This window comes from Paraburkholderia kururiensis JCM 10599 = LMG 19447 (assembly GCF_003986935.1).
GTDB classification, from domain to species: Bacteria; Pseudomonadota; Gammaproteobacteria; order Burkholderiales; family Burkholderiaceae; genus Paraburkholderia; species Paraburkholderia kururiensis.
Map to the genome: position 1 here is coordinate 306,215 of NZ_RJZE01000005.1, position 19,104 is coordinate 325,318.

Below are 19,104 nucleotides of genomic sequence, written 5' to 3' on the forward strand. Positions count from 1 at the left end.
AACGCTTCTCGCCGGGTTATTTCTGTGCGGGTTCTGCCGCACGTGGCGCGTTGATGCTTCGCTCGTCGCCTCGTCGTTCATCGCGTTGCGGATTCGCTCGCCTCGCTTTGCGCTCGCGATTCGTCTGCAACGCGGCTGCCCGCCGCCCTGCCCGCTTCCTCATCCAGATCAGGACACCCGTCACGCTCAGCGTCGCGACCATGACGCCCATGAAGCTGATGGCGATGCGCCCTGCCGTACCGAACAGCCGCCCCGAATGCAGCGGAAACTGCGCCTGCAGAAAGAGGTCGCCTGCGCTGCCCACGCCCGGCACGGTACGCGCAATCTGCGTTCCGGTCGTGGCATCCCAATAGGTCCAGGCGTTGCCAAGGTGATAGTCGCCGTAGTCGTCACCGGGGGCGAAGTAGCCCACCGCGTAGTAGTTGCGATCCGGTGAAAAGAAGAGTCCGCCTGGCGCCGCGCGCAGCTTCAACTGCCGCCCGGCGGCGCTCGCGAGTTCGAGAACGCGTTCGCGACTCAACATCGCCGGTTGCGGCTGCGGCTGGGCTGAGGGCTTCGCTTCGCTCTCCGGCTCGGGCGCCAGCGTGGAGAACATCGACAACACAGGGCGCACAACCGGCTCCCTGAGGTTCATCGATATCGACGTGACAGCGATCACGCCCAACAATACCCATACCCACACGCCGCCCGAGCGATGCACGTCGAAGGCCAGCGGGTAACCGCCGCGACGCACGCGAAACGCGAACGACTTGCGCCATGTCTTGAAGCTGGGAAAGGCGAGCATCAACGCGATGACGCTATCAAGCGTCCATACGATGGCGACAAAACCCAGGAGCCATACGCCTGTCGCCAGGCCGCCCGCCGTGCCGGGCAGATAGAGCGTGTAGTGCAGTTCGTAGAGGAACGGCAGCAGATTGAGCCGCGAAAGCGACAACGCGCCCCATTCGCGACGGCCCTGAACCGCGCCCGTGGCGGGATCGATCGCCAGTTGATTGAAGTCGAGCGCGTAGGGCTTGCCGGTATGAGGATCGTTTCGCGGCGCGACGAGCACTTGCAACGTGCGCCCCGGCTCCGCTGCAAGCGGCAGCCAGGTCACGCGCAAGCGGGGGTCCGCGGCTTCAACGCGCTTCGCCAGTTCGAGCGACGGTAATGCTGGCCCCGACGTGTGGGCATAAAAGAACGCGGGGTTGAGCGTAGCATCCAGTTCGCGGTGCCAGGCGATGATCGAGCCCGTGAGTCCCGAAAGGAACAGGAATACCGCTGTTCCAAGCCCGAACCAGCGATGCAGGCGAACCAGGATGGGTCTCACGGACATCTCGACGCCGCTCAGAAATCGATCTTCGCGTTCAGGCTGATCGTGCGCGGATCGCCAGGCTTCACGTAGTCGGCGTACTGGAATTCCCAGTAGCGGCGGCCCAACACGTTGTCGAGCGCGGCGCGCAGCGTGACGTCGTGAGCGCCGACGCGTGTGCGATAGGTCGCGCCCAGATTGACGAGCAGGAAGCCCGCTGCACTCAGGTCGCCCGCCTCGCGCAGCGACGTGTTGCCGGTGAACTTCGCATCGACGCCAAGCTCGAGCCCCGGCACGGCGGGCACGATGTAACCCACATGTCCTGCCACCACGAAGCGCGGCGCACCCGCCACGCGGTTACCGTTGTAGGTGCTGCCTTTCGCGTACCAGGAGTCGAGCAGCATCATGCTGCCGCCGACGTTCCACTGCGAGCCGATCTGCGCGGCGCCGGCCACTTCGAGACCCTGATAGATCGATTCGCCATCCTGAACATAAACGTTCGCGCTGTTCGCATAGGCGGCGCCACGTTCAATGCGGAACAATGCAGCCGTTGCGCTCCAGCGGTTGTGCGCCGTCTTGATGCCGACTTCGTACTGCTTGCTGCGTAGGGGGTTGAGCAGCGCACCCGCGTTCGCATAGGTCGACGCAACCGAAGCGCCCGCTTCCAGCGCCTCGACGTAGCTCGCATAGACCGTCGTACGCGGGTCGAGCTTGTACATCACCGCGAACGATGGCGTGATCACGCCGTTCTTGCCGTACGACGAAGTTTGTCCGCCGGTCAGATCGAATCCGCGTTGCTCGTAGTTCGTGTAACGAATGCCCGCGAGCACGGACCAGCGGTCGGTGATCTGCACGGTGTCGCTCGCGAACAGGGCCTTTTGCGTGATGTCGCTCGCGCGGTACGTGCCTGCGTTGACGGAGGGATAGTAGGCATTCAGGTTCGGCGAATAGATGTTGCCCGTGCCGATGGTGCCGTAGAAGCTGCCGTCTTCGTAGTAGTTCACCTGCTTTTGCCACGACGCACCGAACACCAGTTGATGCGCAAGCATGCCCGTTCGCACCTTGCCTTCCACGAGCGCCTGCATCTGGCTGTACTGATGCGCTTCGATGCCGTAGAAGCGCGAGTCGGTGTAGTCGCCCGAGCTGTTCGCGAGATAAAGCGTGCTTTCGTTGCGGTCGCGCCGCGCGGTGCTGTAGCTGTACACGAGGCTCGCGGTCCAGTCCGGCGAGAGCTTGTAATGAATGCCGCCGGTATAGAGCTGCAGGTTCGTGTTCAGATGCTGACCTGCGCTGCTGAGATTCCCGTTGCCGCCGCTGATCGTCGCGGGCAGGCTCGTGCCGGTGTACTGCGCAACCGAAATGGACGGCGGCTGACTGGACGCGCTGCGCTCCTGGTAGAGCAGGTTGAAATCCGCGGAGAGCGAGCGGGTCAATCGAGCGTCGAGTGCGAGCGATACCGAGTTTCGATTCAACTCGCCTTCGTTATAGGTCTTACCCTCCTCGTGCGTGGCATTGAGGCGCGCACCGAACATCTGGCTGGGGCCGAAGCGCTGGCTCAGATCCACATGCTCGCTGAACACGCCGTTGTTGCGATAGCCGATGTCGACGCTACGCACAGGCGTCGCGCCAGGCTGTTTCGTCACGTAGTTGATGATGCCGCCCGGCGTCGCGAAACCGTACATGAAGCCGGAGAGCCCCTTCAGCAGTTCCACGCGCTCGAACTGCTCGTAAGGCAGCGTGATGCCATAGCCGTTGAACGGCATGCCGTCGATCTTGAAACCGTTCTGCCAGTCGAGCTGCAAGCCGCGCACGGTGATGTAGCTGGCCCAGGCGCTGTTCGCGTCGGAGTTGTCGGAGACGGAGGCATCGCCCATGAAGATGTCGCCGAGCTTGCCCGGCTGACGCGCCGCCAGTTCCTCTTCGTCCACTACGGTGGTCGAGAACGGCGTGTCGAGCTGCGAGCGGCTGCCGAGCGCGCCCGTCGCTACCTTCGTTTCCAGATGCTGCTCGGACTCCCCCGCCGTCGCCGCGCTGACCGTCACGGCAGGTAGCACGGTGTCGCCCTGCTTCGCACCGCTCGCCGGCGCAGCGGACGGCGTCGTGGAGACGCCGGCATTCGTACTGTCGGCTGTCGTCGCGGCCCAGGCAGGCTGGCCGGCGAGCCAGGAAAATGCCAAGGCGATTTGCCACGCGCACCGGTTACGCTTCTGCGCCGGCACCGCGTGCCGCACAGCCCCGAAGTCTGTTCCCATGCTTTGTCGATTCGCTCTTTGTTGGTCTGGTGATCCACGCACAAAATCTAAATGCGAGTCATTTGCATTTAGATTTTGTGCGCATCGTACTGGAGGACTATGCAAATCGCAAGAGGAAATGCGCAGCGTGCGGAGTGGGACGGCTGGAGGGCCGCCAGGACGGCGCCCTCGCGTGACATGGCAATAGTCCGGCAACGCGGGCGTTTCGGGCGTGGCCTTGTCGACGGGGAGAAAACTGAATCCGGAAGAGTTCGCGGAGCCGCGACCGGATGACGCTGAAGCAGAAGCCGCCCTGCAGCGCGCCCGAGCGAGGGCACAACAGGCAGGGCGGCGTTACTACATCTGGAGAGTTTGAAGAACAGCTAACGGTAGCGCGATACCGGTTCCGCGCAGGCGCGCGGGCGCGTCAAGGCTGCCGTGTCGTCGCGGCAGTTGGGCAAGCCGGGTCTTTACCCCAATGCCCGTCGCAGACACGCCAGCGACAGAGCTGGTCTTCGAAGAAGCCTTTCTGGCCGCACTCCTTCACGCGCTCCGCGAGGCGCACATCGCCTGCGTTCGATGCCGCGATTTTTGTCGGGGCTTGCTTCGAGGTTTCCTTCGCATTGGCCTGCTTCGCCGAAGATTGCTTCGACTGCGCAGGCTTCGCAGGCGCTTCCTTCTCAGACTCGGTGGACGGCTTCGTGCGCGCGACGAGCGCGGCCAGCAAGTCCGCGTCCGAGTCGTCGTGGGTCTTGCCGCCCTTCGTGTCGCGAGACTTCTGCGTCTGTGCTACGGCTACAGGTTTCGCCGCATGGTGGCCGCCACTCGGCGCCTCATGTTTGCCGCGCGATGCGACTGTCTCGTGTTGCTTGCTGTTCGCTGCCGTCGCAGCGGCAGAGGCAGAGGCAGACTTCGCATTCTTCGCCGGCGCAACCGCAAGCGTGGTGGCCGAGGCCGGTGCGCCGGTGTCCTCAGCCCCATTCGCCAGGGCGCGGGACAGGCGATTGTCGTCGGCGGCCCCTGATGCCGATGCCACGTCCGGCGACGACGCCGCGCCCGACGCATTCGGTGCGCTCGCCGAATCGTCGGCCACGATGGTTGCCGCTTGCGACGCAGAAGCCGGCGCGGGGCTGGCCGCAGTGGTTTGAGCAGCGCTCGCGCCACTCGCCTGTGCCGCGGCAGTTGTTGCTGAAGTTGTCGCTGAAGTAGTCGCGGCGTCGCCCTGCGCTGCGCCAGCAGGATGCGTCTGGTAGCGCCCTTGCAGTTGCCAGGCGCCCACTGCGGCCAGCGCCACGACCAGCAATCCGCCCACCACGAGCGGCTTCTTCGCGCGCGGCGGCTTCTTCTCTGCGGGAGGTACGACACGGCCTTCCAGGTTCGCGAGGATGCGCGAACCGTTGGCTTCGCTTGCCGGAGCCGTATCGGAAAGCAGGCTGGGCGGGGTTCTGGAATTCGGGCTGTCCGGCGCACTCATTCGCTGTCTCATTGAATCCTTGTTTAATTCGCCGCGATAATAATGTCCGAACCTGGCGAGCAGGCTGATTCTAAAGTCTCGCATTACAAAATACAATTGCCAGCAAATTGCGGGGTGCACCTTGATTGCAGCGGTCCTTACTTTCTATTTCCTTGTCGTCGTGCTGGCCGCGGCAATGGTCCTTTTGCCGGCAGTGCGCGCATCCATTCTGGGTGCGGCCTTCCAGATTCACGGACGCGTGATGCGCCGTGCATCGGCGCATGCAATGCGCACTCGCGAGCAATTACATAAATCGGCAAAAATTTCCCAAACAACTTTAGTCGACGTGCAAAATTTGCTGATACGCCGGCGCTTGCTGATTTTTACTGCCACAGGTATTCTTGCCACGCCGCCGTTGATTGCAATTGCATTGAGAGGCCGTCAGCTATTTCAATATGACGACAATGTGCGGGTGCCCGACGAAAAAATCGCTGCCCTGCTGAATGGCGAGCAGCTCGTGCCCCCGCCGCCGCTTCCGCCTGAGGTCTTCGCCACGCAGGAAGTCGAGCAGGTGCGGCCTGCGCTGCAGGACGCAAGCCGCGACTGGAACCTGCTGGACGCCGATTTCAGAACGCGCTTATTGCTCGTGTACAAGATCATGCATGAGCAATACGGTTATCAAATGGCCTTGCTGGAAGGCTATCGCAGCCCGGAACGGCAAAACCGGCTCGCGCAGATGGGGGGAAACGTGACCAATGCCGCGGCGTATCAGAGCTATCACCAATATGGATTGGCCGCGGACAATGCCTTTTTGCGTGACGGCAAGCTGGTCATTTCAGAAAAAGATCCATGGGCCATGCGAGGCTACGAGTTGTACGGACAGACCGCCGAGCAGGTCGGTCTCACATGGGGCGGCCGCTGGAAAATGATGGATCTGGGGCACGTCGAATATCACAAGCCCGGGTTCGTATTGGGCCGCGCGCACTAAATTGCGCGAAAACGACATAAGAAAGGGGGCGCATGGGGCATTTAACAATTTCCACCGCCAGGAAATGGCGCGTTCAATCCTGTGCAAACGGGACTTTCGAACCCTTCGTCATTTTTCCTTCACGAAATTGCGATAACCGCCATGCAGTTGCTGCGGGCGGCATCTGTCGCCATCCAGACACGATCCGGCAACCGGGGCCCGCTACGCTCGCGAGACTCCAGCGCCGCTGAGCAGAACGCCGACGCGGCCGCATGCCATCCGCGCTGCGCCCACCGGCTCGAAAAGCACACCACACCGAGTACATCACCAGCACTGAACGGCACCCATGCAACGCTTTCTCACCGTGTTGACCAGTAAACGCACGCTCACGATCGTCGGCTTCATCGCGCTCGCAGCGGTCCTGTTCGTCGGCGCGAGCCTGCTCGATCTACCGCCGCTATGGCCGGCGCTCGTGCTGGGTGCGCTCGTCGCGCTATGGCTCGTGGTGTGGCTCGTGCGGCGCCTGCGTGCACGGCGCGCCAATCGCAAGCTGGGCGAAATGCTCGAGCAGCAGGCCGAGACCGACAAGGCCGCGGCAGCCGCCGCCCCGCCTGCACGTCAGGCCGAACTCGACACGCTGCGCGCGCGCCTCATCGATGCGGTCAAGACCATCAAGACGTCCAAGATCGGTCAGGTCTCGGGCGGCTCGGCGCTTTACGAGCTGCCCTGGTACATCGTGATCGGCAACCCGGCTGCCGGCAAGAGCAGCGCCGTGCTGAACTCGGGGCTGCAGTTCCCCTTCGCCGACAAGAACAACGCCGTGGTGCACGGCATTGGCGGCACGCGCAACTGCGACTGGTTCTTCACGACCGAGGGCATCCTGCTCGATACGGCGGGCCGCTATTCGGTGCACGAGGAAGACCGCAGCGAATGGCTCGGCTTTCTTTCGCTACTCAAGCGGCACCGTCCGAAGGCGCCCATCAACGGCATCATCGTGACCGCGAGCATCGCGGAACTCACGGGCAATCGCCCCGAATTCGCAATCAACCTTGCGAAGAACCTGCGTCAGCGTGTGCAGGAACTTACCGAGAAGCTTGAAGTGTTCGCGCCGGTCTACGTGATGTTCACGAAGGCCGACCTCATCACGGGCTTCAGCGAATTCTTCGGCGGCAACGACCGCAACGAATACGACCGCGTGTGGGGCGCCACACTGCCCTACGAGCCTGACGAGAAACGCGACATCGTCGCGCTCTTCGACGAACGCTTCGAAGAACTCTACGAAGGACTGAAAGAGATCAGCGTTGCGCAACTCTCCATCAGCCGCGGCAACAAGCTCTCACCTGGGCAACTGAGCTTTCCGCTCGAGTTCTCCACCATCAAGCCGGCGCTGCGCGCGTTTCTCGCCACGCTGTTCGAGAACAACCCGTTCCAGTACAAGCCCATCTTCCGCGGCTTCTATTTCACGAGTGCATTGCAGGAAGGCGAAACGAACAGCGCCGCCGCGCAACGCATCGCGAACCGCTTCGGGCTCTCGGCGGAAGGCTTGCCGCAACCGCAAGGCGCCGTCTCGCGATACGGCTTTTTCCTGCGCGACCTGTTCTCCAAGGTGATCTTCGCGGACAAGCAAACGGTGCGTCAGTTCGCAAGCCCGGCGAAGACACGGCTGCGCTATGCCACGTTCTTCGGCTTCGTCGCGGCGCTCGCGCTTGCGCTGGGCGGCTGGACGTGGTCCACCATCGGCAATCAGCAACTCACGGCCAACGTGCAGGCGGATCTCGATAACGTGGTGCGCCTGCAGCAGAACCGCAGCGACCTGCAATCGCGCCTGCAGGCCATGGACATTCTCGAAGACCGCATCGAGCAGCTCGAACAGTTCCGCCATGACAAGCCGCTTTCGGTTTCGCTCGGCCTGTATCAGGGCGACCGGCTGGAGCAGCATCTGCTCGCCGAGTACTACAACGGCGTCAAGCAGATCCTGCTCACGCCCGTTTCGCAGAACCTCGCGTCGTTCCTGAAGGACGTCAACGCGCACCCTGAACAGCTCGCCCCCATGACGCGCGCGCCCGAATCCGGCGCGATGCCCGTCTCCGCACACGCGGCAATGGCCTCCACGAGCCAGGGCGGCCTCTATAGCGACGCGTCGCCCACGAACGTCGAAGACGCCTACAACGCGCTGAAGACGTACCTCATGCTCTCGGACAAGCGCCACGTCGAGCAGGCCCATCTCACCGACCAGCTCGCGCGATTCTGGCGCGGCTGGCTCGAAACGAACCGGGGCAACATGCCGCGCGACGAGATGATCCGCAGCGCCGAGCGCATGATCACGTTCTACCTCTCGCGCGTCACCGACGACGACTGGCCGATGATCGACGAGAACCTCGCGCTCGTCGACCAGACCCGCGAAAACCTGCGCCGCGTGGTGCGCGGCATGCCGGCACGCCAGCGCGTCTACGAAGAAATCAAGGCACGCGCCTCCACGCGTTTTGCGCCGATGACGGTGGCGCGCATCGTCGGCGAATCGAATAACGGCCTCGTGGCCGGCAGCTACGCCATTCCGGGCACCTTCACGCGCGAAGCGTGGTTCCAGTACGTGCAGCCCGCCATTCGCGACGCCGCCACGAAGGAACTGCAGGCGAAGGACTGGGTGCTCAACACCTCGGCCACCGACGACCTCACGCTGGAAGGCAGCCCCGAGCAGATCCAGAAGGCGCTCGTGCAGATGTACAAGACCGAGTACGCCCAGCACTGGCAGAAGTTCATGCAGGGCATTGCCGTGCAGAGCTTCGGCAGCTTCAACCAGGCCGTGGACGCCATGAACCGGCTGGGCGATCCGCAGGATTCGCCCATTCGCAAGGTGCTGGAAACCGCGTACGACCAGACGTCGTGGGATAACCCGTCGCTTGCCAATACCGTGTTGAAGAGTGCGCAGGCCGGCGTGACGGGCTGGTTCAAGAACCTGTTCTCGCGCGCTCCGGCACCCGCGCAAACAGCGAACGTCGACATCAACGGCAATCCGGTCGAACTGCCCATGGGTCCCATCGGGCAAGAATTCACCGGGCTCGCGCGCATCGTGCAGACGCACGAGGGCACGTCGCTGCTGCGCAATTACATGGATTCGCTCTCGAAGGTGCGCACGCGCTTCAACGTGCTGAAGAACCAGGGTGACCCGGGGCCGGGCGCGCGTCAGCTCATGCAGCAGACGCTGGACGGCAACGGCTCCGAACTCGCCGACTCGCTGAAGCTCGTGGACGAGCAGATGCTGACGGGCCTCACGGATTCGCAACGCAAGGCGCTGCGTCCGCTGCTCGTGCGTCCGCTCATGCAGGCCTACGCCGTGGTGATTCAACCCGCTACCGTGGAGGTCAACAAGATCTGGAACGCGCAGGTGTACCAGACCTTCCAGACCTCGCTCGCGAACAAGTATCCGTTCTCGGGTGACGCGAAGATCGAAGCCGGCGCGGGCGAGATTGCCCAGGTCTTCGGGCCGGACGGCGCTATCGCGAAGTTCGTGGGCACGACGCTCGGACCGCTCGCGGTACGCCGCGGCGACACGCTCACGGCACGCACATGGGGCGACATGGGCCTCGCGCTCACGCCCGACTTCACGAACGGCTTCGCCCGCTGGGTAGCGCCGCTTTCGGGCGGCGCGGCAGGCAGCGGCCAGTCATCGAGCGAGCCGCAGACCGTATTCCAGATCCTGCCGCAACCGGCCACCGGCACGACCGAGTACACGATCGCCATCGACGGGCAGCAGCTGCGCTACCGCAACACGCCGCCGCAATGGACCAACTTCGTGTGGCCGAACCCGCAAGGCTCGCCGGGCGCCACGCTCACGGCGACCACCTTCGACGGCCGCACGCTGCAGCTCGTGAACGAGCCGGGACGCTACGGTCTCGAAAAACTCATCAACTCGGCGCAACGCAAGCGCCGCCCGGACGGCACGTTCGATCTGTCGTGGACGCAGGGCAACGTCACCGTGGCGGTCAGCATGCGCATCATCAGCAGCTCGCAGCCGACGGGCGGCGGTGGCAGCAGCGCTGGCTCCGGCGACGCGCCCCAGCAGCAAAGCCTGCGTGGGCTGCGACTGCCCTCCTCCGTGGCCGACGTGAGCGCGGCCACGGCGCTGACCGCGCCGACGGTCCCGGCAGCCGGAGCAGCATCCGCGTCGGGCGTCGCCACGCCGGGCGTCGCACCCGCCGCGAACGCCGGCGCAGGCACGCAGTCATCCGCTGTCGTATCGGCAGCATCGCATTCGGGGAGTGCGCAATGACGCAAACCGTAGAGGCGCAGATCGCCTACTTTGGCAAGATCCCGTCGCGCGGCGACTTCGTGAAAAGCGCGCATAACCCGCAACTGCTCCAGACGCTCGACCACTGGATCGCCCAGGCCATGGAGCTGCTCGCGGAAGACCCGCGCTGGAAGATCGTCTACGAAGACGCGCGGCCCATGCACTTCGCGTTTCTCGGCTCACGCAGCCGGCTCGCCATTGCGGGTCACATGATGGCGAGCCACGACGTGTCGTCGCGGCGCTTTCCGTTCCTTGCCGCCACGGCGCTCGAAGTCAACCAGCCGCTCGCGTTTCTCGCGCGTAGCCCGCTCGCTTTTGCGCGGCTCTGGTCACGTGTGGCCGCGCAGATGAAACCGTTGCTGGGCGCCTCGGAGCCGGCGGGCGCGCTCCAGGCGCTGGGCGAAACGCTCGTGCCCATCGAGACGAGCGCAGGCCCCGGCAGCCCGCACGACGGCACTTTCAACGATTTCGTGGAACACCAGACGCTCGCCGGACTCGAACAGATGCTGCTCGCAAGCGGCCACCCGGTGAAACTGCGCGGCGCGATGCTCGCGCTCGGTTCGCTGCTGCGGCCCGTGATGACGAGCGGCTCGTCGCATCTGGAGCGCGGTCTCACGCTGCCGCTGCCGACAGACCCGTTCTATCGCAGTCTCGTTGCCGCGTTCTGGCTCGAGCTGATTGCGCCCTTTGTTGCGCACGCCGACTTCGAGCTGGCCATCTTCATCGGCACGATCGCCTCGCGCGAGCGGCTCGTGGTGGGCTTCAACGGTGCCTCGGCGAAGACGCTGCACAGCGTCGTCGATCCGCAGGCGTACGCGGCGCACAACATCGACATCGACGATCCCGAGTGGATCGACGCTCATGCACAGAACGACCATGGAATCAGCAAGCTTGTCAGCTATCTCGACCAACCGCAGCTTTCGTTGCGTATGGCCATCGACACGTTTCGCGAAGCGTTCGTCGCAGCATGACCGCATGATGAGCGCCATCGACCGTCGCGCCTTACGCCCGTCCACCGCCGCCATTGCATGCGCCGCGGCCTGCGTGCTGTTCGCCGCCTCTGGCCCGGCGCGCGCCGACAACGCCGGCCCGGCGAACGTCACGCCCGTGGACAACAGCGGCGTGCAGATCCATACGACGATCCTGCCGCCGCAGCCTCCCGCGTCGACAGGCGCGCCCACAGGCACGGGCGGCAGCGTCAACGCCGCAGCAACCCCGGGCGCCTCGGCCGGCAGCGGCACGACCTATGTACCGCCCGCAGCGAACACGGCGCCGGGCCAGGTCGTGGTAGGCGGCAAGGTGCCGGATGAAGCCACGAAGGCAGCCGTGCTGCAACGCCTGCGCGACACGTACGGCGCGACCAACGTGGTCGATCAGATCGAAGTGGGCAACGTTGCCACGCCGCCCAACTGGGGCACCAACGTGCAGAAGCTGATCGGCCCGCAGTTGAAGCAGATCAGCAAGGGGCAACTCAAGATCGACGGCACGCAGATCGACGTGAAAGGCGAAGTGGGCAACGAGGCGCAGCGCCAGCAGCTTGCAAGCGACATGGCCAACGCGCTGAACCCCACATGGACCATCAAGAACGGACTGCGTGTGAGCGCATCCGAGCAAGGGCTGCTCGATCGCACGCTCGCGAACCGCACTATCGAATTCGAAACCGGCAGCGCGACGCTCACGCCACAAGGCCGCGCGATTCTGGATCAGATGGCGACGGTACTTTCGAAGATGTCGACGAAGACCGTCGAGATCATCGGCCACACCGACAACCTCGGTAATCGGGCGTCCAACATTGCGTTGAGCCAGGCGCGTGCGGATGCGGTGAAGGGTTACCTCGTGGCGCGAGGCATCTCGCCGCAACAGTTGAGCACGACAGGCGTGGGCCCCGATCAGCCCATTGCCTCGAACGACACCACCGACGGCCGCGCCCGCAATCGGCGAATCGAATTCAGAGCGGGGCTCTGATAAGCGAGGCTCCTATGTGAAGAGGCGCTAGCGCCTCTTCACGCGGCGCGCGAGCCGCGAGGAACAGCGAACGCCCGCTGCTCCTCTGCTGCGACCCTCAACCGTTCGCGTCGGGCTTGATGCCCAGCAACTCGCGGATGTGCGAGAGCGAGCCGTCGTCCTTCACGACCGTCGAAAGCCATTCGTGCAGCGGCATGTCGGCCCATTCGGCGGCCTTGTCCGCGAGATAGGCCACCGGACTGTGCGGTTCGGTGCTGCGGAAATACTTCGCGACCGCGCGCAGTTGAGCCACGGCCTGCGCGCGGTTTTGAATGCCGGCGTACGCAACGTTCGACACGTGCGTGGTCTGTGATGCGGGAGCGAGTGTGGTGGGCACGGCAGCCTCGTGCGACAACGGCGTCTTGAATGTCGGCTCGGTACGCTCCTGCGCACCCGCCGCCTGATCCTGCTTCGATTCCCGCGCCGCCTGACCGTCGGGTGCATCCGGGTTCACGCCGGCTTCGCGCGCGAAGCGCTCGGCCAGCCGATACACCGACTCGTACGCGTCTTTTGCCTTGCGAAAGCTCGGTGCGACTTCGCCTGCGCGCAGATCCAGCTCGCGTTCGAGGCCCAGCATCGCGTCTTCGAACGCCCTCAACTCCGCGAGCAGCGATACGTAAAAGCGCGCGGGCGTAGCACGCCGGCTCGCCTCGATCTGCTCGACAGCCGGTTTGCCGCGCGTGATGTCGTCCGCGTGTTCGGGGTCGCGCTTCGCCGCCTGCGCCGCGTGCGTGGCGACCTCCCAGTCGAGCGCGCTGAACGAGCTATCGCCCGTCTGCGTGAGCGGCGCTGCGCGCAGCAGTTCAGCCGTACGCCCCACGAGCCAGCCGACATTGCCCAGACGGTATTCGGCGTCGTCGCCTTCCGGCAGCGGATGCAGATACTCCCAGTACCGCTCGCACAAACCCGTCACGAGCGCATAGCCCTGCGTGAGCCCAGGCACGCCGTCTTCCATCGCCAGCGCTTCAGTCAGCCACACCGCGAGCCGCAAATCCTTCGTCTGCGAGCCCAGCAGCGCCGAGGCGCGCGCGACCACGAACGACCAGTCGGCTTCCTTGATGTCCGTCACCCACTCGCCCTGATCCAGCGAAGGATCGTCGAAACGGCGCGCGTGCTGGATGGCGTCGAAGTCCGCGGAAAACAGCAAGTCCTCGCCGCACGGCGACGATTCGCTCACGGGCTCGATCAGCAGTTTCAGATCGATTGGCATGCGTTACTCCACCGTGTATTCGAATTCGCCCGACTCGTGCGCATGCACAGCAATCTTCGCGATGGGTTCGCCGTCGGCGATGCGTTCGAGCACGTGCTGCGCGATCTCGGGCAAGAGCGTGCCGTTCAGGATGTGATCCACGTTGCGCGCGCCCGAATCCACCTCGGTACACCGCGAGAGCACGGCGTCGATGAGCGATTCGTCCCATTCGAACGCAGCATGATGATTCGCTTCCACGCGGCGGCGAATGCGATCGAGCTTCAGTTCGATGATCTGCGCGAGCACGTCGTCGGAAATCGGGTAGTACGGCACGACCTTCATGCGGCCGAGGAACGCGGGCTTGAACGCCTTGTACAGCTGCGGGCGCAGCAGTTCGGCCAGTTCGTCCGCGTCGGGCAACTCGCCTTCGCCTTTGTTGAGGCAGTGCTGCATCACGGTCGTGGAGCCCACGTTCGACGTCAGAATGATGAGCGTGTTGCGAAAGTCGATCTCGCGGCCTTCGGCGTCGTCCATCATGCCCTTGTCGAAGACCTGGAAGAACATTTCGAGCACATCGGGATGGGCCTTTTCCACCTCGTCGAGCAGCACAACCGAGTACGGATTGCGCCGCACCGCTTCGGTCAGCACGCCACCCTCGCCGTAGCCGACATAACCCGGCGGCGAGCCCTTGAGTCCCGAGACGCTGTGTGCTTCCTGATACTCGCTCATGTTGATCGTGACCATCTTGCGCTCGCCGCCGTACAGCACGTCTGCCAGCGCGAGCGCCGTTTCGGTTTTACCCACGCCCGAGGGCCCGACGAACATGAAGACGCCGCGCGGCTTGTTCGGATCTTCGAGCCCTGCGCTCGCGGTTCGCACGCGCTGCGCAATGGCCTCGAGCGCGTGGTCCTGGCCGATCACGCGCGCAGCGAGCAACGGCTGAAGGTTCATCACGGTACCGATTTCGTCCTTCACCATGCGTCCCAGCGGAATACCGGTCCACGACGCGACGATTTCTGCCACCACGTGGCCGTCCACCTGCAGGGGCACCATCGGTTGCGCGCCCTGCAACGCGTGCAGACGTGCCACGTGTTGCGTGAGTGTTTCGCGCGCCTCGCGCAGTTCGTCGGATTGCGCGGCATCGGCCGCGCGCTCGCGCAGCGTATCGATCTGACTGCGCAGCGCGGCGATCTCCGTCACCAGTTCGCGTTCCTGCGCGTAGCGTGCCTCGTCGGCAGTCATGGTTTCCTTGTCCGCCGCGAGTTGTGCGCGCAGCGCGGCGAGCCGCTCAGAGCGCTGCGGATCTTCAAGCGCATCGCCCGCGGCCTCGCGTTCGAGCGCCGCGATTTCCGTCTCCGTGCGTTCGATGCGCTTTCTCGCGTCGTCGATCGCGCCTGGTGTGGCGCTCTGCGCGAGCGCGACGCGCGCGCACGCCGTGTCGAGCACGCTGATCGCCTTGTCCGGCAGTTGCCGTCCGCTGATGTAGCGATGCGAAAGGCGCACGGCCTCGGTAATGGCATCGTCGAGAATGCGCACGTTGAAGTGGCGCTCCATCAAGCCGGCCATCGCGCGCAGCATGGCTGCGGCCAGCGTTTCGTCCGGCTCTTCGACCTTCACCACCTGAAAGCGCCGCGCGAGCGCCGCGTCTTTCTCGAAGTACTTCTTGTATTCGCTCCACGTCGTGGCCGCGATGGTGCGCAATTCGCCGCGCGCGAGTGCAGGCTTGAGCAGATTGGCGGCGTCGTTCTGGCCCGCCTGCCCGCCCGCGCCGATGATCGTATGCGCCTCGTCGATAAACAGGATGATCGGGTGCGCACTCTTTCGCACTTCGTCGATCACGTTCTTCAGGCGGTTTTCGAATTCGCCCTTTACGCTGGCGCCCGCCTGCAATAGCCCCATGTCGAGCACGTGAAGCGCAACGCCCGAGAGCGCGGCCGGCACATCGCCTGCCGCGATGCGCAGCGCAAGTCCCTCCACGACCGCGGTTTTCCCCACACCCGCTTCGCCCGTGAGGATGGGGTTGTTCTGGCGGCGGCGCATCAGGATGTCGATGGCCTGGCGGATCTCGCGTTCGCGGCCCACCACGGGGTCGATCTTGCCTTCGCGGGCACGCTCAGTGAGGTTGGTGGTGTAGGTGTCCAGCGCAGGCGTTCGGGAAGGACCGCCAGAGGTCGCCTGAGGCCCTTGTGCGTCCTCGGCGGTATCGGCTCCGGTTGCGGTCGCACGCTCGACTTCGCATGAGCCTTCCGTGATTTCGTCGAAGCGATGTTTGAGATCCGTCACCCGTACGCCGGCGAAGCGCGGCGACATGCGTTGCGCGAATTGTGCGAGATCCGACGCGCTCAACAACGCGAGCAGCAGATGCCCCGAGCGAATTCGTCCGATCTGCGAATCCAGCGACGCAATGAGCCACCCCTGCTCGAACAGTTCGATGAGATGCACGGAAAACACCGGCGTTCTGGTGTTGCCGGTCTTCAACCGCTCGAGTTCGCCTTCGAGGTCGGCACGCAACGCGTGCACGTCCACGCCGCTCGCCTTCAGGACGATTGCCGCGTCGCTGGCGGGCTCGTCCAGCAGCGCGAGGAACAGATGTTCGAGGTCCACCTCGTAGTGACCGCGCGCAAGACAGAGACTGGCCGCGCGCTCCGTGGCCTGGCGGCACGTCGTGTTGAGTTTGGTAATGAGGGTCTTGAGGGGCGTGCTCATCGGGTGCGTCCGGTTCTCGTACGGTTCGGTTCTTCTTTGAGATCTTCGTCAGTGGATGACGTGCAATTCGTAACGCGCATCCGCGCGATCGCGGTCCGCTGCGTGGGTGCACAGGAAGGCGTCCCAGCCCAGTCGCGCGCCGCCGCCCAGTTGGCTCGGGCCGACTTCCGTGCGCCGCAATACGAGCGACACTTCGTACTCCAGCGTGACGCCCGCCAGCAACGTGAGCATGCGTTCGAGCGCGATAGCGCAATCGAAGCCCGGCAGGAACGATTCGTAATCGGCCTTCGAAAGCGGGCCAATCACGAGCCGCGCGCGCATGTCGCGCTGCCACACGCGTTCGCCCGCGAGCGCCGACGCGCCAAGCGTCGCATTGATCTCGCCCAGCACGGTGAGCTGATCGCGCGGCACGTCATACCACTTGCCGATGAACTGGTCCACGCGCACAGGCACCTTGAAGTAATCGGACAGCGTGCGCTGCAGATAGGCCGCCGAAACGGGACGATGTCGCGCGGGCAATGCGTAACCGGCAATGGCTTCGTCGAACAACGCGCCATTGCCCGTTTGCAGGCTCTCGCGTGTGCCGCCATCGCCCACGCCCGCCAGAGCGAGCAGCAACGGCAGATAGCGTTCGTCGCGATCGAGTTCGTAATGGAACGGCAGGCGGTACTTCTTCCAGGCCGCGTAGAAGAGCGCCGTCGCGCGATTGCCGAATACGTCGAAGAATTCGCGCGCCGCGCGATCGCGCTTCAGCTGCTCGCGCGAGACGATCTGCTCCGTGTAGTGCAGCGGCAACGCGCCCTGACCGCCCAACAGGCCGAAAAACGACGGCGTGATATCGACGCGCGAGAGTCCGCCGTTGGCCAGCGCCGCTGTGCGTTGATCCTTGTTTTTCAGCGCGTCGCCGCTGTGGTCGTAGGGTTGAGCCTGCTCGATCTCGCTGGGCGGAAACGCGAGCGACAGCGTGCTGCGAAAGCCGATGCGCTTCGCCAGCACGTCGCCGGTGCGCGTGGCCGCGGCGGCATCATTGTCCGAAAACCAGCGCTCCAGCATGCGCACGGCCTGGAAAAATTCGAACGCGTGCGGCTCGTCGAGCAGACGCTCGATTACACCAGGATCGACTCGCCGCTGCGCGGTTTGCATCGCAGAATCTCCTCGCCGGTGCGCTTCGACACGACGATCAGTTGCACAAAACTGTTCAGATGCACGTAAAGCCCAAAGAACGTGTCGAGCAGGCGCACGAACGTGGCCACGCTCGTGCCGACGAAGTGCTCCTCGTCCAGCGTAAGCCGGATTTCGACGCCGCGCACGAAGGTCGCGAACGGCTTGCCGGGCAGCCATTGCACGGCGGCACGCTGTTCGATGCCGACAATGCCTTCGATATGGCGCGACGACACCGCCGAGCGCCGCAGATCGTAGAGCACGAGCATCTCTTTCAATGCAGCAAGGCCGCTGTTTGCGAGCGATACATGGCTGAGCGCGAGATGCGAAACGAGCCGCCAGTGCGCGCCGCGTCCACGTTCGAAGCGCGCCGTGGGCGTAGGCCGACGCAGCATCGCAATGCTGCTGCCTGCCGGCGCGCCCCCTTCCACGAACAGGTCGCCGCCTTCCAGACCCACGGCGAGCCGCGACGGCAAATCGCGATTCGTGCAGGTGAGATCGACGCTCAGCGTATCGGTTTGCGGCGCCGAGGGTTCGAGGTCGATATCGACAATCGAGATCTCCGTCTCGTAGCCAGGGCTGTTCTCCGCCACCCAGGCATTGCGCCGAGCGAACCAGTAATGCCCGGCCTTTTCCGTCTCGCCGTGATGCAGCGAATAGAACGGCCTGAACTCGATCACCTTCTCTTCGTGCGCACGCTGACGCACGAGGTGGACGGAGTCGATGGAATAGATCTCGTAGGCGAACGCGTTGCGCCCTTCGGCAATGACAGGGTAGGACACGGCCTGGTGACTCACGCGAATCGGCTCGCCGCGCTGCCTGAAGAGATTCACGACGGGCGTGCAGAAGAGCCGCAAGTGGCTTGCCGAAAGCGTCTCCAGCAGGCGCGCCATATGCGAGTCGCCGCGCACGTCCTTGAGTACGACGTGAAGCGTAAGGCCGCGGCACGGACCCGCGGTACGCAGCATGGCGCCGAGATCGAAATCGACGAAATCGAATTTCTCGGGAAAGCCGAAGTACTCGGTGAGCAAACGATAGGCGGGATGCGACCGTGCCGGATAGTCGATCAAGCCGTCCGCTTCGTCGAAACCCGCTTGCGTGACCGGCGTGGCGCGCATTTCCTTCCAGCGTCCGCAGCGGTCCGGCTCTACATACGTAGCGAGTGCATTGACGAAGAGGCAATCGGCGAGTGCCGCGATGAAGGACTGCTCGCCATGCAGATGGGCCCGCAGGCGAGGCACTTTCAGCGCAGCCAGATCGAGCTGAGGTGAAGTCGAAGCGAACGTGATCGAGACGATGCCGGTGGCGTTCGGGGGCAGCACGGTGGCACCCGGCGCCATGGCGAGCGGCAGATACTTCGCATCACTGATGGCGAGCGGCGCCAGCGTGACATCGTAGGCCGTGCGAAACCGGCACTCCACGCCGCGAATGGACCGGCTGCGCAGTTCCGTGCCGCGCGGCACGGTCTGCGGTTCCGTTAACTGGCTCACGGCAGCCGACATACCGAACTGCGCAATCGAACATGACGGAAACGGTCGAAGATAGTGGGGGTACAGCACCTCGAGCAATGCTTCCGTGAATTCCGGATAGTCGTCGTCGAGCTTCTTGTTGATACGCGCGCCCAGCAATGCGAACGACTCGATCATTCGCTCGACGTGCGGGTCTTCGCAATGCTCGCTCGTCATGGCGAGGCGCGCCGCGATCTTCGGATAGCGCTCGGCGAAGTCACGCGAATAACGACGCAGGAACGACAGTTCGCGCTCGTAATACGGCAGCAGTTCTTCCATCAATCTATCCCCGAACCCCTCTCGTGC

General features: G+C 64.3%; 11 protein-coding genes. 4 read left to right on the forward strand and 7 right to left on the reverse strand.

Translation table 11 applies throughout. From position 1 onward, the window contains the following. Nucleotides 1–16: 16 nt before the first annotated feature. The 3 genes from PKKP23_RS08315 to PKKP23_RS08325 form a co-directional block, all read right to left on the reverse strand. Nucleotides 17–1,315: a PepSY-associated TM helix domain-containing protein gene (locus PKKP23_RS08315; protein ID WP_126876534.1), complete on the reverse strand. Its 1,299-nt coding sequence runs from the start codon at nucleotides 1,313–1,315 to the stop codon at nucleotides 17–19. 11 nt (nucleotides 1,316–1,326) lie between these two features. Further along, nucleotides 1,327–3,543, reverse strand: a complete 2,217-nt coding sequence (locus PKKP23_RS08320; protein ID WP_240658825.1) for a TonB-dependent siderophore receptor — start codon at nucleotides 3,541–3,543, stop codon at nucleotides 1,327–1,329. Nucleotides 3,544–3,949: 406 nt separating this feature from the next. Continuing rightward, the gene (locus tag PKKP23_RS08325; protein ID WP_126876535.1) at nucleotides 3,950–4,996 is read right to left on the reverse strand and encodes a hypothetical protein; all 1,047 of its coding nucleotides are present in this window, start codon (nucleotides 4,994–4,996) and stop codon (nucleotides 3,950–3,952) included. 121 nt (nucleotides 4,997–5,117) lie between these two features. Between PKKP23_RS08325 and PKKP23_RS08330 the strand changes: the two genes are divergently transcribed. From PKKP23_RS08330 to PKKP23_RS08345, 4 genes are all read left to right on the forward strand, one after another. Then, complete coding sequence (locus PKKP23_RS08330) at nucleotides 5,118–5,963, forward strand: M15 family metallopeptidase (RefSeq protein ID WP_026121951.1); 846 nt, start codon at nucleotides 5,118–5,120, stop codon at nucleotides 5,961–5,963. Between the two features lie 325 nt (nucleotides 5,964–6,288). Then, on the forward strand, nucleotides 6,289–10,212 hold the full coding sequence (gene tssM, locus PKKP23_RS08335; RefSeq protein WP_017777328.1) for a type VI secretion system membrane subunit TssM: 3,924 nt from the start codon (nucleotides 6,289–6,291) through the stop codon (nucleotides 10,210–10,212). Next, a complete protein-coding gene (gene tagF / locus PKKP23_RS08340) occupies nucleotides 10,209–11,201 on the forward strand; it encodes a type VI secretion system-associated protein TagF (protein WP_017777327.1) in 993 nt (330 codons plus the stop codon). Before tssM ends, tagF begins: the two co-directional genes overlap by 4 nt. Before the next feature lie 7 nt (nucleotides 11,202–11,208). Beyond that, nucleotides 11,209–12,195 (forward strand): OmpA family protein, encoded by a 987-nt coding sequence (locus tag PKKP23_RS08345; protein ID WP_126876575.1) that lies wholly within the window; start codon nucleotides 11,209–11,211, stop codon nucleotides 12,193–12,195. A 97-nt stretch (nucleotides 12,196–12,292) separates the two neighbouring features. Here PKKP23_RS08345 and tssA read toward each other — a convergent pair whose 3' ends face one another. The 4 genes from tssA to tssF are packed head-to-tail and all read right to left on the reverse strand — an operon-like array spanning nucleotide 12,293 to nucleotide 19,077. Then, a complete protein-coding gene (tssA, locus tag PKKP23_RS08350; protein ID WP_126876536.1) occupies nucleotides 12,293–13,444 on the reverse strand; it encodes a type VI secretion system protein TssA in 1,152 nt (383 codons plus the stop codon). A gap of 3 nt (nucleotides 13,445–13,447) precedes the next feature. Then, complete coding sequence (gene tssH / locus PKKP23_RS08355) at nucleotides 13,448–16,129, reverse strand: type VI secretion system ATPase TssH (RefSeq protein WP_126876537.1); 2,682 nt, start codon at nucleotides 16,127–16,129, stop codon at nucleotides 13,448–13,450. Between the two features lie 48 nt (nucleotides 16,130–16,177). Next, nucleotides 16,178–17,272 carry a type VI secretion system baseplate subunit TssG gene (tssG, locus tag PKKP23_RS08360; protein WP_126876538.1) on the reverse strand — a complete coding sequence of 365 codons (1,095 nt, stop codon included), beginning with the start codon at nucleotides 17,270–17,272 and terminating at the stop codon, nucleotides 16,178–16,180. Further along, the gene (gene tssF / locus PKKP23_RS08365) at nucleotides 17,236–19,077 is read right to left on the reverse strand and encodes a type VI secretion system baseplate subunit TssF (RefSeq protein ID WP_126876539.1); all 1,842 of its coding nucleotides are present in this window, start codon (nucleotides 19,075–19,077) and stop codon (nucleotides 17,236–17,238) included. Before tssF ends, tssG begins: the two co-directional genes overlap by 37 nt. Nucleotides 19,078–19,104: the final 27 nt, after the last annotated feature.

Bases quoted from the DNA above. Each gene is read 5' to 3' on its own strand.
- PKKP23_RS08315 (WP_126876534.1), bottom strand. From the start codon at position 1,315: ATGTCCGTGAGACCCATCCTGGTTCGCCTGCATCGCTGGTTCGGGCTT.
- PKKP23_RS08320 (WP_240658825.1), bottom strand. From the start codon at position 3,543: ATGGGAACAGACTTCGGGGCTGTGCGGCACGCGGTGCCGGCGCAGAAG.
- PKKP23_RS08325 (WP_126876535.1), bottom strand. From the start codon at position 4,996: ATGAGTGCGCCGGACAGCCCGAATTCCAGAACCCCGCCCAGCCTGCTT.
- tssM (WP_017777328.1), top strand. From the start codon at position 6,289: ATGCAACGCTTTCTCACCGTGTTGACCAGTAAACGCACGCTCACGATC.
- tagF (WP_017777327.1), top strand. From the start codon at position 10,209: ATGACGCAAACCGTAGAGGCGCAGATCGCCTACTTTGGCAAGATCCCG.
- PKKP23_RS08345 (WP_126876575.1), top strand. From the start codon at position 11,209: ATGAGCGCCATCGACCGTCGCGCCTTACGCCCGTCCACCGCCGCCATT.
- tssA (WP_126876536.1), bottom strand. From the start codon at position 13,444: ATGCCAATCGATCTGAAACTGCTGATCGAGCCCGTGAGCGAATCGTCG.
- tssH (WP_126876537.1), bottom strand. From the start codon at position 16,129: ATGAGCACGCCCCTCAAGACCCTCATTACCAAACTCAACACGACGTGC.
- tssG (WP_126876538.1), bottom strand. From the start codon at position 17,272: ATGCAAACCGCGCAGCGGCGAGTCGATCCTGGTGTAATCGAGCGTCTG.
- tssF (WP_126876539.1), bottom strand. From the start codon at position 19,077: ATGGAAGAACTGCTGCCGTATTACGAGCGCGAACTGTCGTTCCTGCGT.